13 protein-coding genes, 2 tRNA genes and 1 rRNA gene are annotated in these 14,273 nt (G+C 43.0%); 12 read left to right on the forward strand and 4 right to left on the reverse strand.

What is annotated here, in order from left to right:
• Positions 1 to 6: 6 nt before the first annotated feature.
• Positions 7 to 807, reverse strand: a complete 801-nt coding sequence (gene yaaA, locus DABAL43B_RS03205) for a peroxide stress protein YaaA (RefSeq protein ID WP_079691036.1) — start codon at positions 805 to 807, stop codon at positions 7 to 9.
• 476 nt (positions 808 to 1,283) lie between these two features.
• Between yaaA and DABAL43B_RS03210 the strand changes: the two genes are divergently transcribed.
• The 6 genes from DABAL43B_RS03210 (at position 1,284) to DABAL43B_RS03235 (ending at position 5,967) form a co-directional block, all read left to right on the forward strand.
• Positions 1,284 to 2,441: an NAD(P) transhydrogenase subunit alpha gene (locus DABAL43B_RS03210; RefSeq protein WP_079691037.1), complete on the forward strand. Its 1,158-nt coding sequence runs from the start codon at positions 1,284 to 1,286 to the stop codon at positions 2,439 to 2,441.
• A 115-nt stretch (positions 2,442 to 2,556) separates the two neighbouring features.
• Complete coding sequence (locus DABAL43B_RS03215; RefSeq protein WP_197684683.1) at positions 2,557 to 2,892, forward strand: proton-translocating transhydrogenase family protein; 336 nt, start codon at positions 2,557 to 2,559, stop codon at positions 2,890 to 2,892.
• Positions 2,893 to 2,906: 14 nt separating this feature from the next.
• Positions 2,907 to 4,286, forward strand: coding sequence for an NAD(P)(+) transhydrogenase (Re/Si-specific) subunit beta (locus tag DABAL43B_RS03220; protein ID WP_171996366.1), 1,380 nt, complete (start codon positions 2,907 to 2,909; stop codon positions 4,284 to 4,286).
• 172 nt (positions 4,287 to 4,458) lie between these two features.
• The gene (locus DABAL43B_RS03225; protein ID WP_079691040.1) at positions 4,459 to 5,013 is read left to right on the forward strand and encodes an acyl-CoA thioesterase; all 555 of its coding nucleotides are present in this window, start codon (positions 4,459 to 4,461) and stop codon (positions 5,011 to 5,013) included.
• Between the two features lie 118 nt (positions 5,014 to 5,131).
• A complete protein-coding gene (iscX, locus tag DABAL43B_RS03230; protein WP_011279849.1) occupies positions 5,132 to 5,341 on the forward strand; it encodes a Fe-S cluster assembly protein IscX in 210 nt (69 codons plus the stop codon).
• Between the two features lie 101 nt (positions 5,342 to 5,442).
• A complete protein-coding gene (locus DABAL43B_RS03235) occupies positions 5,443 to 5,967 on the forward strand; it encodes a GyrI-like domain-containing protein (RefSeq protein ID WP_079691041.1) in 525 nt (174 codons plus the stop codon).
• A 92-nt stretch (positions 5,968 to 6,059) separates the two neighbouring features.
• Here DABAL43B_RS03235 and DABAL43B_RS03240 read toward each other — a convergent pair whose 3' ends face one another.
• From DABAL43B_RS03240 to DABAL43B_RS03250, 3 genes are read right to left on the reverse strand one after another with little or no spacing between them, the layout of a single operon-like run.
• The gene (locus tag DABAL43B_RS03240) at positions 6,060 to 6,788 is read right to left on the reverse strand and encodes a hypothetical protein (RefSeq protein WP_079691042.1); all 729 of its coding nucleotides are present in this window, start codon (positions 6,786 to 6,788) and stop codon (positions 6,060 to 6,062) included.
• Between the two features lie 34 nt (positions 6,789 to 6,822).
• Positions 6,823 to 8,034 carry a succinyl-diaminopimelate desuccinylase gene (gene dapE / locus DABAL43B_RS03245; RefSeq protein WP_079691043.1) on the reverse strand — a complete coding sequence of 404 codons (1,212 nt, stop codon included), beginning with the start codon at positions 8,032 to 8,034 and terminating at the stop codon, positions 6,823 to 6,825.
• A gap of 58 nt (positions 8,035 to 8,092) precedes the next feature.
• The gene (locus tag DABAL43B_RS03250) at positions 8,093 to 8,881 is read right to left on the reverse strand and encodes a 2OG-Fe(II) oxygenase (protein ID WP_079691044.1); all 789 of its coding nucleotides are present in this window, start codon (positions 8,879 to 8,881) and stop codon (positions 8,093 to 8,095) included.
• A 140-nt stretch (positions 8,882 to 9,021) separates the two neighbouring features.
• On the opposite strand from DABAL43B_RS03250, the gene DABAL43B_RS03255 reads away from it, so the two are divergent.
• The 6 genes from DABAL43B_RS03255 (at position 9,022) to DABAL43B_RS03280 (ending at position 14,127) form a co-directional block, all read left to right on the forward strand.
• Complete coding sequence (locus DABAL43B_RS03255; protein WP_079691045.1) at positions 9,022 to 9,897, forward strand: 23S rRNA (adenine(2030)-N(6))-methyltransferase RlmJ; 876 nt, start codon at positions 9,022 to 9,024, stop codon at positions 9,895 to 9,897.
• 10 nt (positions 9,898 to 9,907) lie between these two features.
• Entirely contained in the window at positions 9,908 to 10,840 is a 933-nt protein-coding gene (pssA, locus tag DABAL43B_RS03260) for a CDP-diacylglycerol--serine O-phosphatidyltransferase (protein WP_079691046.1), read from the forward strand.
• A 279-nt stretch (positions 10,841 to 11,119) separates the two neighbouring features.
• Complete coding sequence (locus tag DABAL43B_RS03265) at positions 11,120 to 11,671, forward strand: hypothetical protein (RefSeq protein WP_227516728.1); 552 nt, start codon at positions 11,120 to 11,122, stop codon at positions 11,669 to 11,671.
• A 662-nt stretch (positions 11,672 to 12,333) separates the two neighbouring features.
• Positions 12,334 to 13,872, forward strand: a 16S ribosomal RNA gene (locus DABAL43B_RS03270).
• Between the two features lie 91 nt (positions 13,873 to 13,963).
• Positions 13,964 to 14,040, forward strand: a tRNA-Ile gene (locus DABAL43B_RS03275).
• A gap of 11 nt (positions 14,041 to 14,051) precedes the next feature.
• Positions 14,052 to 14,127 (forward strand) — tRNA-Ala (locus tag DABAL43B_RS03280).
• Positions 14,128 to 14,273: the final 146 nt, after the last annotated feature.

A 14,273-nucleotide genomic window follows, 5' to 3' on the forward strand; every position in this document is an offset into this window, starting at 1 on the left:
GGCTTTTTACTGAGCAGTCTCATCCCGTCTAAACACCCACGTTTTATCATCAGAAGCCTCTGCACAATAGTAATAACCTGCCAAATAAAATTGCTTCAGCTGGTCTGTATTGGTCAGCTTATTATCAGCAGCATATTTAACCATCAGCCCGCGAGCTTTTTTAGCATAGAAGCTAATCACTTTATATTGACCATTCTTTTCATCTTCAAATCGTGGCGTAATAATTTCCGCATTTAGAGCCTTTTTCTTTACGGATTTGAAATACTCATTAGAAGCGAGATTAACCAATACTTTGTCATTACTATCTGCCATGCGTGCATTGATGGTATTGGTCACTTCCTCACCCCAAAATTCATAAAGATTATCTCCGCGCTCATTTTTCAGCTTGGTGCCCATCTCAAGTCGATAAGGCTGAATTAAATCGAGCGGTTTTAACACGCCATAAAGCCCTGACAAAATACCGAGATGCTCATTGACGTAAATAGCGGTGTCCTTATCCATACTATACATATCAAGTCCAGTATAGACGTCGCCATCGAAAAAATAACCAGCAGGCTTAGCATTGTCGCCCGTAAAAGGTTCATTATCACTCCAAGCCCAGTCTTGATTGCGCTTAGCATTCAGCTGCGCCAAATCATCAGAGATGCTCATCAGCTCTTGTAAATCAATCGGCTCTTTCGACTTCAATATTTTCATCAGTGTCTGTGAATGCTCAATCAGCTCAGGCTGACTATAGTAGTTACCTAAGTTTACTGGTACGGCATCTTTCTCGTTGAGAGATTTGGCAGGGGAGAGTAAAAAATACATCTTTATTCCTTATTATAGTGAAGTGATAAACACTCCTTTAACGTGTCAAGCTTTCCTATTATACGATACCTACAGGTTTAACTTGACTTACTCGTAGCTGTTTTGTATTTTTAAGCATTGTCATAGACAGATGTCAAACATCGAAGCAATCATAGTTGCCTCTGTAAGCTAATGGCTGACTGACTTTGAGGCTTATACGGAAAAATAAAACTTTTTAATATAACAATAAAAGTTATACAAGTGGTGTAAATGCCTAACTTTTTATTTTACTTGTGGGTCATCATTAGACAATGAAAGTTAACGGATGATATCTCTATAATAAAACGGCATGATGGCAAAGCAGCTATCATTTATTAAATTGATAATCTTTGGTCTTAAGTTCTAAACCAACAGCGACCAAAGGTTTTTTTGTCCCCTGTGCTTTTTAAATGTGCGTTGAGGGTATTAAAAGTAATCATTAGACGTAAGGAGACGGTATGAAGATCGGTGTCATTAGTGCAGATAGCGCAAGCGAGAGTCGGGTCGCACTAACCCCAGACGCAGTAAAGAAATTACGCAAACTTGGGTTTGAAGTTATTATCCAGTCAGGTGCGGGTCAAGCAGCATATTATGCCGATGAGCTGTATCAAGCGGCTGGAGCTGACATTGCCAACAGTAGTACCGACGTCGTCAGCCAGTCTCAAATCATTACCACCGTCAATGATCTACCACCAGCGGTAACCGACCACTTAACCTCTGGTCAAATCGTCGTTGGCATGCTCGACCCGTATCGCAATACCCAACTTGATACCTATGCTGCCAAAGGGGCTACCGCCTTTGCCATGGAACTGTTACCACGTACCTTATCACGGGCGCAGAATATGGACGTCTTATCCTCGCAAGCCAACCTTGCTGGTTATAAAGCGGTATTGCTGGCGGCCAATGAATACTCGCGTCCGTTTCCGATGTTTATGACCTCAGCCGGTACGGTTAAACCTGCCAAAGTGGTCATCTTAGGTGTCGGCGTAGCAGGTTTACAAGCGATTGCCACGGCTAAGCGCTTAGGCGCCGTCGTTGAAGCAAGCGATTTACGTCCGACCGCTCGTGAGCAAGTAGAGTCATTAGGGGGTAAGTGGCTTGATGTACCAATGAGTGCAGAGGAAGCTGAGACCGCTAAATCCACAGGCGGCTATGCGTGGACGCCATCAGAGCAATATGTCAAAGACCAAGCCGCTGTCGTCGACAAAGCCTTAAGCAATGCAGATATCGTCATCACCACCGCACAAATCCCCGGTCGCCAAGCACCGCGCTTGGTCCATCAAGCAACCCTTGCCAAAATGAAGGCAGGTTCGGTGCTGATTGATATGGCTGCTGGAACAGGCGGTAATGTCGAAGGTAGCGTCCCTGATGAAACCATTATGACGGCCAATGGCGTACGTATCGTCGGTGCCGCCAATATTCCATCCATGCTCGCGGCGCAATCATCAGACCTGTATGCCAATAACCTGGTCAATTTTATTACTACCTTAATTGCGCCTGCCGCGACAGACGACGCTGCAGCAAACACACTGGCACTCAACTTAGACATGGAAGATGAGATTCAAGGGGCATTAGCCGTGACGCATGACAACCAAGTGCGTCTTGCTAAGCGCTAAATCTCAAGCCTCAAATCTCAATATCTTATGATTATACATTTGCCAGTAACGAAACAATTTTTAGGAGGATAAGATGATTGCCACTATTTTAGCGGCAGCGCCAGCGGGTGCGGCCATGAGTAGCACGCCATTTGTAGCAATTTTTACCGTGTTTGTGCTTGCCATCTTTGTTGGATACTACGTCGTTTGGGGCGTGACCCCAGCACTACATACACCATTGATGGCCGTAACCAATGCTTTATCCAGTATTGTCATTGTCGGTGCGATGCTACAGACCGTCACCATTGATGGTTCGATATTTACGCCGACCAGTTTACTTGGGGCGTTTGCGGTCTTTTTAGCCAGTATCAATATCTTTGGTGGTTTTGCCGTAACTGAGCGTATGCTGTCGATGTTTAAACCAAAAGTGAAAAAAGCAGTGGTAATAAATGAGACTGGAGGTGACGCATGAATGAGTTTGCCAATATGATTGCAGCTAATGCTGACTGGTTTTACTTAATCGGTGCCATTCTTTTTGTTTTAACTCTACGTGGTTTATCTAGTCCAAAGACAGCGATTCGTGGTAATCGCTTGGGTATGATTGCCATGGCCATTGCCGTTGTAACCACCTTCTTCTTAGCAGAAGGTCCTGTGCTGTGGTTAATTATCGGTGCGATGGTGTTGGGTGCTATCGTCGGGATGTGGAAAGCGAAGACAGTCGCCATGACCCAAATGCCAGAAACGGTCGCTTTGATGCACTCGTTTGTTGGTTTGGCAGCAGTCGCGATTGCGTTAGCAACGGTATTGCATACTGAACAACAGCATGGCACGGTTGCCCGTATTGAATTGTTTATCGGTTGTTTTATCGGTGCGATTACCTTTTCAGCATCAGTTTTTGCCTTTGGTAAATTGGCAGCGAAGAGCTGGGCGAAAACCTTGGTTGGCGGCTGGGTAAAGCCGGTACAAGCCCTATTATTCATTGCGATGATTGGCTTCGGTGGTGTGTATTTCGTCACCGATTCATTACCCGCCTTCTATGCCATGGCAGTGATTGCCGTAATATTTGGCTGGATGTGGATTGCCCCAATTGGTGGCGGTGATATGCCAGTGGTTGTGTCTTTACTGAACTCATTCTCAGGTTGGGCAGCAGCGGGTATTGGTTTTACCCTTGGCAACTCGATGTTGATTATCGCCGGTTCGCTCGTCGGCTCATCTGGTGCGATCTTGTCTTATATCATGTGTAAAGCCATGAACCGCTCATTACTTAATGTGCTATTTGGTGGTATGGGTACGTCAGCAGTCGCCGCAGGCGGCGATGATGGCGCGCCAAAGAACTATAAAGCAGGCTCAGCAGAAGATGCGGGTTTCTTAATGGCCAACGCCAGTAGTGTGGTGATTGTTCCAGGCTACGGTATGGCACAAGGTCGTGCACAAAACGCGGTCAAAGAGTTATATGAGCTACTAAAAGAAGAAGGCGTTAATGTGCGCTTTGCCATTCATCCGGTTGCAGGTCGTATGCCAGGACATATGAACGTGCTATTGGCGGAAGCGGATGTCCCTTATGATGATATCCTTGAAATGGATGAGATTAACTCAGACTTTGCTAGTACCGATGTGGTGTTGGTCATTGGGGCAAATGATGTGGTCAATCCTTCTGCGAAAGACGATCCGACGTCACCGATCTTTGGGATGCCGATTCTAGAAGTGACTAAAGCGCAAACAGTGATGGTGATTAAGCGTTCGATGAATACGGGTTATGCAGGTCTTGATAATAGCTTGTTCTACATGGACAAAACCATGATGATCTTTGGTGATGCGAAGAAGATGGTTGAAGAGATGGTCCGTAGTATTAATGGTGCTCATTAATTTTTAAAATAATCTTTTAAATATGAGCTTTTAAATAAAGCGTTCAAATAAAAAAGTCACTGTATAAAAAGTCACTATGGTGGCTTTTTTGCGTTACAGTATGCCACATTTATATTCAGTCACTATTTATAGCCAATAAATTTATACAAAATAATAAGTAAGAGAGTCCGTTATGAACATGTTGATACGTTTTTTTATTATGGTTAGCTTATTAAAGCAGCAGCTCAAACAGCAATCGGCGAGTGAGCGCCTAAGTATCGAGACATTGACTGCGCCGACAGTACGTCAGTATCGTGTATTGCCGCATGATATGGGCTTTCGAGATCATCTGCCCAATTATCGCTACTTGTCTTTTATTGAGCTAAACATCACAAAATGGCTTATGGCGTGCTGTCATCAAAAGGGCATTAAAAACCTAGGCTGGATTATCGCCATGCAGGAGATGGTCTATCTTAAACAAATTAAGTTTTTAGATAAGATGACGGTAAATAGTACGCTTGTCGGTTGGGATAAAAAATACGTCTACTTTGAGCATCGCTTTTTTGTCAAAAACCAATTAATGGCAGTAGGTATGACCAAGTTTGTCTTAACCAATAAACAAGGTAAGTGCGCAACTGCGGTGCTAGATATGACTGGTGAGCAGCTGACAGAAGTTATTGAGTCATGGAATCAGCATCAAGTAGCGATTAAATCTACTGAGTCGACTAAATCAGCAAAGGCGGCATAACGAACTTGGCTATAATCCTATGCTGAATTTTGCTAGGATAGTGTTTATGTATAGGATAGCGCTTATGTATATAGTGTGTATATATTCTATAAAAATAATTGAAAAATAAGGAGCTACTATGACCCCGCAGAAGTTAAAATGGACAGACAGTTTAGATATTGCCATTGAGCTTTATGAAAAATTCCCAGAGACCGATCCGCAGTATATCCGCTTTACGGATTTGCATCGCTGGGTGACTGAGCTTGAAGGCTTTGATGATGACCCACAACGCTCCAATGAAGGTATTTTAGAAGCGATTCAGATGAATTGGATTGACGAAGCTGACTAGATTGACCTTCTTATTATCTTTTATTAACAGACATATCATTAATAACAAACATAGCTTTAATAGCAAACATAACTTCAAATGAAAACAGGACAAACCGCCTCATGACTGCACCAATCCAAGAGCTAACCGACGCACAAACTTGCACAGGTATCAGCGTACGCACCACCAATACTGCTGAAATCAACCATGAAACGGCAAAGTTAGGCAAGCTATGGCAAAGTTTTTACAAAAATCATGTGAGCCAACTTGAAAAGGGTGAGGATATCTATGGTATCTATCATAACTATGAGAGTGATGATGTAGGCGCTTTTGATGTGGTTGCGAGTTGGAAGGTAGACAGTGAGCAAGCACAGTCAGACAATGACGATACTGCTAATCCTGTCAAAGCTACTAAGAATAAAAATGCAAGCAACCTAGTAACAGTCAGCATTCCTGCAGGAAAATACATGGTGTTTTCTGAATACGGTAATATGCCTAATACCGTGATGAATGCGTGGGAGAAGGCATGGACGTATTTCAATGACCCAAGCTGTGAGCATACTCGTACGTATAATGTTGATTTTGAGCGCTATGTTGAGGGTAAATTAGAATATGGTCAAGTCGAGCTGTATATTGGTATTGAGTAGAGTCGCAAGTCTGTGAAGCAATCTTGTCAGTGGCTGTAGGGTGGGTTAGCGCAGCATAACCCACCAATTGTACGATTATGTATGAAGGTAGATTAAAGCGGCTTAATGATTATGCTCTTTTTAAACACTGTGACTTTAAGACCGGTCAGGACTTCTAAATCTGCCTCTAAGTTTTCAAACTCAGATATAGTGAATTTATTTGGATAATAGCTAATTGAAAGGCTTAGTTCTGAATCGCCTGAATAACCGAGAGATTGCAATTTAGCGCCATGTATTTCTACAACTCGCGCTACTTCATTAATTTGTTCGTCATTATCAATAGAAAAACGTGGCATTTGATTTTGGTCAGCTACTGATGGCTGTAGGATTTCTAATCTTCCCATCTCATTAGTTAATCTACTGTCTTGAATATTCACTACTATAGGAGTGCCTATCAATTCTGACAAGGTTTCTATTAGTTGTAGGCGCTTGGCTGTTGATATATTAGCATTTAAAATATAAATGTCAGCTGCCTCTATAATTCCTGTATCTGAATAAGCAAGCCCTTGCAATTCGCCACCGTAATTTTTGACAATACGTTTTATTTCATCTACCTTTTCGCTATCCTTAAGTTTAGACCAATCTATATGGGCTTTTGACTTAAAAACTGAGGTAACAGCATTTGGCTCTTCTTGAACGCTAGCAAGACTACCGTCGTATGATTTTATTACTACTTTAGAGTCTGCGCCATCAGAATTTATTTCTCTAACATTGGTGCAGCTACTAATAGCTAAACCTAAGATGGCAAATATAAAGGGCTGATAAAATTTATTAACTTTCACAATTTTTTATCCCTAGAGTATTAATTTAGCTATGCTATTCATCTAACAGTAAATTCTCTAAAATCCCTTCATATATCTGCGCAAGCTTTCCCAAATCATCAACCTCTACCTTCTCATCGACTTGATGAATCGTTGCATTACGCACGCCCAGCTCAACGACTTGCGCGCCAGTTGGGGCAATAAAGCGCCCATCCGAAGTACCACCTGAAGTGGATAACGTCGTATCAGTCCCCGTCACAGATTTAATCGCTTGCTGACATGCCGAGACCAATTTACCTTCGGGTGTTAAAAATGGCTGACCAGATAATTTCCAATGGATATCATATTTGACTTTGCTATCAGCGAAATACTTGTCGAAGATAGCGTGAGTTTTTGCTTTCAACTCATCTTCAGTGGTTTCAGTTGAAAAGCGGAAGTTAAATACCACTTCTAAGGCTTCAGGGATGACATTGGTTGCGCCAGTACCACTATTAATATTGGAGATTTGCAAGGAGGTCGCAGGGAAGTAGTCATTGCCATTGTCCCATGTAGCAGCCGTTAATTCCGCTAGCGCTGACATAGCTGCATGAATAGGATTACTGGCTAAATGTGGATAGGCGACATGACCTTGTTTGCCAGTGACGGTGAGTACCGCGCCCAATGAGCCACGGCGACCATTTTTAATAATATCACCAAGTGTATCGGTACTCGATGGCTCACCAACGAGGCAATAAGTGATTTTTTCTTGACGCGCTTCTAAGGCTTCTATCACTTTGACCGTACCATTAATTGACGGACCTTCTTCATCTGAGGTAATCAAAAAAGCAATAGAGCCATTGTGCTCAGGATGGTTTTGCACGAAGCGTTCGGCAGCGACAGTAAATGCGGCAATACCAGTTTTCATATCAGCGGCACCGCGCGCCCATAAATAGCCATCAGCGATGGTTGGGGTAAATGGTGGATAGGTCCAATTTTTTTCAGCACCTGTTGGTACGACATCGGTATGACCTGCAAAGCAAATGACTGGATCTGCTGTGCCACGTCGCGCCCATAAGTTTTTGACTTCAGCATGTTCGCCTTTTGCTTGTCTATCACCATAATACATAAATTCGCAAGCAAAGCCTGCTTGCGTTAGTCGTTCTGACAATATATCTTGGCAGCCATCGTCATCTGGGGTGACGGAAGGGCGTTCAAGTAGGGCGATACTTAAGGCTAAGGTTGCTTGTTGGTGGGTTTGAGAAAATATGTTTTTATTAACGTCTGACATGAGAAACCTTTTTTATTACAAGGTGAGATGATAAATACAAATAATTAAATACGTGCCGCTAATTACTAACGTCTAATAGTTTTTCTAGCGCTGAAATGTTGTCTTCAACAAACGGCACTAAGCCATCACGCCTTAACCAAGTAGCGATAGAGTAGCGCTGACGATGGGCGATTTGCACTTGATGTTGCAGGTCACTATCAAATATCACCAAACGATTGGCGACAGGCATCACATTATGATGGACGCCATGTTTATCAACGATTTCTAGCGCGCCGCCGTCACTTGCTGTCCACTCATCATTGAGATAAAACACTGCCGAGATAACGCGCTCATCACGTCCAGCTGGGTTATCATTATGCCATTGGTAGCCAAAACCGACTGGATAACAAGCGTAATGCGCTTCGCTATGGCGTATGCCAGCGAATAAGCTGCGATTGAATAAAGTGGCAAGCGTATTGATACTTTGTAAATAATAATAGCCTGCAAAGAAATTCTCAGTAATCCAGCGGATTCTGTCACCGCGAATATCGCTCACACGAATACCGGCAGTGAGCTGGGCATCACGATAGTCAATAAAGCCACTTTCTGCTTGCAGCGCTAACAAGGCTTTTTGCTCAAAGACATCGTCAATAATCAGCCAGCCACCACTGACCAATTTATCCAGTTGATTATCAGTCAGTTTGTCTTCCCAATTTATCTCAAAATCGGAGGAATGTAATAGATGTTGAGTTGGTGGTTTTTGGCTATCGTCATCGCTATGCGGAAACAGTAAAGGAGGATTATCCTGTCCTATCGGATTGTCGACAACCAACTTTGTCACATCAAGATTGCTAATAATCTTTGTCATTTCGTCTCGCCGTTATCAATAAACATTCAATTCGCTGCCAATACACAGCCAATCAATGCCTTTTTACCAAAACCATCGTTATCTTTTACCTATCCTATGCTACCATAGATGCAATTTTTCTTATTTAAACTTTTGAACTTATGAACTATAAACACGCCTATCATGCTGGTAACTTTGCCGATGTCGTTAAACACATTTTATTGGTACAACTACTGAATCAATTGGGGCAGAAAAACAAACCTTTTTATGTGCTTGATGCTTATGGCGGTCGTGGACTGTATTCGCTTGGCAGTGAAGAGGCGCGCAAGACTGGTGAAGCAAAAGGCGGTATCCAAGCCTTAGTAAAAGCCGATGTCGAAAAAGCTCCGACTGCGGTCAAAGATTATATGGAAGGCATCAAACAAGCCCGTTTTACCTATGACAAAAAAGTCTATCCTGGCTCGCCGTGGTGGATTGCCCATCATATTGAAAAAAATCCTGATGCTGGCGTGCGCGGTGAAGCATTTGAAGCCAAAGCCAGTGAGTACGATGCACTGAACTATCAGCTACATAAATTGCCAATTGGTATTCATCATCGCAATTCGTTTGAAGGTATCGCTGCGGTTATTCCACCAAAAGAGAAGCGTGGCTTGATATTCTTGGATCCTCCTTACGAGCAAGAGCATAAAGACTTTACTCGTTTGATTGATCTATTGGTGCACTCTTATAATAAGTGGCCACAAGGTACTTATGCGTTATGGTTTCCGATTAAAAATATCGAAGCCGTAGAGCTGTTCTATAAAAAGCTAAAGCGTACTGAAATGAGACGCCAGTTAATCTGTGAGCTAAATATTTATCCTAACGATGTTGCCGTAGGTCTTAATGGTACAGGGCTACTGGTGATCAATCCGCCATGGCAGTTTGATAACCATGCGCGTGAGATTTTACGCTTCTTACAACCGGTATTGAAAGTTGCTGACGCACCAGATTTAACGCCAGATAGTGCAACCAACGTACGCTGGTTGGTCGGCGAATAGGGATATTATTATGACGACTGATCAATCATCAAGTAATGTAGTAAAGGATAGTCTTGTAACTGATAGAGTTATGAATGATGGTCTGGTAAAAGAGCCTTTATTACAAGATAGCGCCGCCACTCAACCGCCTTTTGTCGATGAGCATGATTTCGATATTCGCTTGGCGGATAATGAGAACTATGATGGGTTGACGTTTGAGGTGATTGAAGCAGAAGTCGCTGAAGGTAAGCGCGTGGTCAGCCGCGGTGTTTATTTAGCACCCAATCTCATCACGACTTTATCGCTGCTATCAGGCTTTTACTCCATTTTAGCCAGTACCCAAGGCGAGTTTTATAAAGCCTCTTTAGCGATTTTCTTATCGGCCATTCTTGATGGCGCAGATGGTAGGGTTGCGCGTATGCTAAATGCGCAAAGCCCTTTTGGCGAGCAGTATGACTCCTTAGCCGATATGTTAGCCTTTGGTGTTGCACCGGCAATCTTAATTTATAGCTTTGCTTTGCAGCCATTAGGTCGTATTGGCTTAGGTTGTGCGTTTGTTTTCACGGCGTGCGCTGCGTTCCGTTTGGCACGTTTTAACGTTCAGATTGGTGAAGTTGACAAAAAATACTTTGTTGGTTTGGCAAGTCCACTTGCCGCCATCTTGGTAACAGCTGCTGTCATGGTTGCTGTCGACCACAATCAATGGATCCGGCAATATGACTCAGTCGTGATGTTTTTGTTTGCTGCTTGGGTCGTTATTTGTGGCTTACTAATGGTCAGCAACGTTAAATACTATAGCTTTAAAGAATTTGATAAGAAGAAAGTCCCTTTTGTGGTTCTTATTATCGGTGTATTGGTCATGAGTATCGTGTTATACGATATCCCTGTTGGCATCTTAGCAATTGGTGTTATCTATGCTTTATCAGGTATCGTAACGACTTTAAAAGCCAAAACGACGAGTTAACTTTATAACTGCTTGATAATAGATATTAGATTATTAAGACATCAATATATAAACCGCTTATTTTTTAATAGGCGGTTTTTTTTGCCATAAATCTTGTTGGTGGGATAACAAGAGGTTGAGAAGGTAACAAGAACAATAGAAGTACTTACAATAATGAGTAAAGAATAAAAATGAGCTTTGATTGGATATCATGTAAGGTGTTATTGTAGAAGGTACTAAGTGAAGGTTTCACGACTGCTCTTTTCCTCATTATATTTAATAAACAAAGTCGAGGTTATTATGTTGAATTTAAATAGTTTCAATCATCTATTGCCTGTTTCTATTGCCTCAGCGTATTTGTTAAAAGGTGTGATGACGAGTGCTTTACTTTCATTGTCATTCGTTTCTGTATCTTCAAATGCTGCTACTAGCAACTCAGTAAACTCCATATCTCGCGCTGAAGCTGCCAATCCTGCTAACTTTTATCATTTAAATATGAATGGTGGTGCCGTTACTTATGCATCAGCACCGTGTTCTATGAAAAAAGGGCTGATTGCTTGTGGACTTGAAAAGCTCAAACTCATTAATAGTAGTATTAATGAAGTGCATGCGGATTACGATTTGGCACAAGCTTTTTACTATCCTTCAAAAGCTCAGCCCAAAACAGGGGTTGTTGTTATTACTCGTTCTGGTCTAATGGATGATAGTGTGAGCGCTGAACGTTATCGTATTAGCTTTACCCTAAAAGGTAAGCCTTCTAATTTAAATTGGCACTGGGTTCAATATGGTGTGCAATATCAATGTCTTCGAGGTAACAAAGCAGGGAAATGGACTACGAATATCTGTCCTTAATAAAAGCTATATTGGTAGGAAGATTAAAGCTTATTGAAGAATTGAAAATTAACCTTCGAAACCTCTTGACCCCTGTCTCAAACCGAGTATAATGCCACCCAGTCGAAAGGGAAGGCGGATTGAGAAGTAGTTTACCACTGACTATTAATAGCGCAGCTATTAACTAATTATCCAGCCAAATAAATTACTTTTAAAATAGAATAATTTATTCCTTGACACCAGATTAAAAGCGTCTATAATACGCACCTCAGCAAAGGAAGCTGGCAAATAAGTTAACAAACTTATAACCCAGATAACCCGTTGAAACGAATTAGAATAAAGGGTTGACAGACTATTTCATTGTGATATACTAGTCAGCTCGCTAAACAAGATAAGCAAATGGCTTAGACTGATTAGCAAGAACATCATCTACTGGACGACAGTAGAGTGATACTATTTAAAAGCATAACTAAAGAACAACTTGTGTGGATTTTTGCTGATTCAGAATGCATAAAAATAAAGTTGGTTGACTCTCTTTTCGAGAGAATGCTAACTATAAAAATTATCATTTAAGACAGTAAAAAAACTCAAAGTTAATTCATTACGAACATAATTTTTAGCGATTTTGCCAGATTAGATGAGCCAAGTTTAGTAGCCTCTTTAAAGGGTTACATAGCAAGATTAAACTGAAGAGTTTGATCATGGCTCAGATTGAACGCTGGCGGCAGGCTTAACACATGCAAGTCGAGCGGTAACATTTCTAGCTTGCTAGAAGATGACGAGCGGCGGACGGGTGAGTAATACTTAGGAATCTACCTAGTAGTGGGGGATAGCTCGGGGAAACTCGAATTAATACCGCATACGACCTACGGGAGAAAGGGGGCAACTTGTTGCTCTCGCTATTAGATGAGCCTAAGTCGGATTAGCTAGATGGTGGGGTAAAGGCCTACCATGGCGACGATCTGTAGCTGGTCTGAGAGGATGATCAGCCACACCGGGACTGAGACACGGCCCGGACTCCTACGGGAGGCAGCAGTGGGGAATATTGGACAATGGGGGAAACCCTGATCCAGCCATGCCGCGTGTGTGAAGAAGGCCTTTTGGTTGTAAAGCACTTTAAGCAGTGAAGAAGACTCCATGGTTAATACCCATGGACGATGACATTAGCTGCAGAATAAGCACCGGCTAACTCTGTGCCAGCAGCCGCGGTAATACAGAGGGTGCAAGCGTTAATCGGAATTACTGGGCGTAAAGGGAGCGTAGGTGGCTCGATAAGTCAGATGTGAAATCCCCGGGCTCAACCTGGGAACTGCATCTGATACTGTTGAGCTAGAGTATGTGAGAGGAAGGTAGAATTCCAGGTGTAGCGGTGAAATGCGTAGAGATCTGGAGGAATACCGATGGCGAAGGCAGCCTTCTGGCATAATACTGACACTGAGGCTCGAAAGCGTGGGTAGCAAACAGGATTAGATACCCTGGTAGTCCACGCCGTAAACGATGTCTACTAGTCGTTGGGTCCCTTGAGGACTTAGTGACGCAGCTAACGCAATAAGTAGACCGCCTGGGGAGTACGGCCGCAAGGTTAAAACTCAAATGAATTGACGGGGGCCCGCACAAGCGGTGGAGCATGTGGTTTAATTCGATGCAACGCGAAGAACCTTACCTGGTCTTGACATATCTAGAATCCTGCAGAGATGCGGGAGTGCCTTCGGGAATTAGAATACAGGTGCTGCATGGCTGTCGTCAGCTCGTGTCGTGAGATGTTGGGTTAAGTCCCGCAACGAGCGCAACCCTTGTCCTTAGTTACCAGCGGGTTAAGCCGGGAACTCTAAGGATACTGCCAGTGACAAACTGGAGGAAGGCGGGGACGACGTCAAGTCATCATGGCCCTTACGACCAGGGCTACACACGTGCTACAATGGTAGGTACAGAGGGCAGCTACACAGCGATGTGATGCGAATCTCAAAAAGCCTATCGTAGTCCGGATTGGAGTCTGCAACTCGACTCCATGAAGTAGGAATCGCTAGTAATCGCGGATCAGAATGCCGCGGTGAATACGTTCCCGGGCCTTGTACACACCGCCCGTCACACCATGGGAGTTGATTGCACCAGAAGTGGATAGCTTAACCTTCGGGAAGGCGTTCACCACGGTGTGGTTGATGACTGGGGTGAAGTCGTAACAAGGTAGCCGTAGGGGAACCTGCGGCTGGATCACCTCCTTATAGACGCATTCGGTCAGCAAGAATTCACAACAAGTTGTTCTTTAGTTTAGCTAGTATTTATTATTAGCGCTTTGCCTTTACAGGCAGACACAGGCCTGTAGCTCAGCTGGTTAGAGCACCGTGTTGATAACGCGGGGGTCGGCAGTTCAAGTCTGCCCAGGCCTACCATTATTATATACGGGGCCATAGCTCAGTTGGTAGAGCGCCTGCCTTGCACGCAGGAGGTCAACGGTTCGACTCCGTTTGGCTCCACCATAATAAATACGATAGTAAATATATAAAATAAGCATAAACAGAATTAAATGATTGTAACTGATTATTTACTTCTGTTTTATACAGAATCTGTGACTCGATGAGAGCATAGAAACTATTTAAAAACATAGATATGAGTCTGGGTTAGG

The organism is Psychrobacter sp. DAB_AL43B, from assembly GCF_900168255.1.
Taxonomy (GTDB): Bacteria; Pseudomonadota; Gammaproteobacteria; order Pseudomonadales; family Moraxellaceae; genus Psychrobacter.

Excerpts from the sequence above, each read along its gene's own strand:
- yaaA (WP_079691036.1), bottom strand. The coding sequence starts at position 807 with ATGTATTTTTTACTCTCCCCTGCCAAATCTCTCAACGAGAAAGATGCC.
- DABAL43B_RS03210 (WP_079691037.1), top strand. The coding sequence starts at position 1,284 with ATGAAGATCGGTGTCATTAGTGCAGATAGCGCAAGCGAGAGTCGGGTC.
- DABAL43B_RS03215 (WP_197684683.1), top strand. The coding sequence starts at position 2,557 with ATGAGTAGCACGCCATTTGTAGCAATTTTTACCGTGTTTGTGCTTGCC.
- DABAL43B_RS03220 (WP_171996366.1), top strand. The coding sequence starts at position 2,907 with ATGATTGCAGCTAATGCTGACTGGTTTTACTTAATCGGTGCCATTCTT.
- DABAL43B_RS03225 (WP_079691040.1), top strand. The coding sequence starts at position 4,459 with ATGAACATGTTGATACGTTTTTTTATTATGGTTAGCTTATTAAAGCAG.
- iscX (WP_011279849.1), top strand. The coding sequence starts at position 5,132 with ATGACCCCGCAGAAGTTAAAATGGACAGACAGTTTAGATATTGCCATT.
- DABAL43B_RS03235 (WP_079691041.1), top strand. The coding sequence starts at position 5,443 with ATGACTGCACCAATCCAAGAGCTAACCGACGCACAAACTTGCACAGGT.
- dapE (WP_079691043.1), bottom strand. The coding sequence starts at position 8,034 with ATGTCAGACGTTAATAAAAACATATTTTCTCAAACCCACCAACAAGCA.
- DABAL43B_RS03250 (WP_079691044.1), bottom strand. The coding sequence starts at position 8,881 with ATGACAAAGATTATTAGCAATCTTGATGTGACAAAGTTGGTTGTCGAC.
- DABAL43B_RS03255 (WP_079691045.1), top strand. The coding sequence starts at position 9,022 with ATGAACTATAAACACGCCTATCATGCTGGTAACTTTGCCGATGTCGTT.
- pssA (WP_079691046.1), top strand. The coding sequence starts at position 9,908 with ATGACGACTGATCAATCATCAAGTAATGTAGTAAAGGATAGTCTTGTA.
- DABAL43B_RS03265 (WP_227516728.1), top strand. The coding sequence starts at position 11,120 with ATGTTGAATTTAAATAGTTTCAATCATCTATTGCCTGTTTCTATTGCC.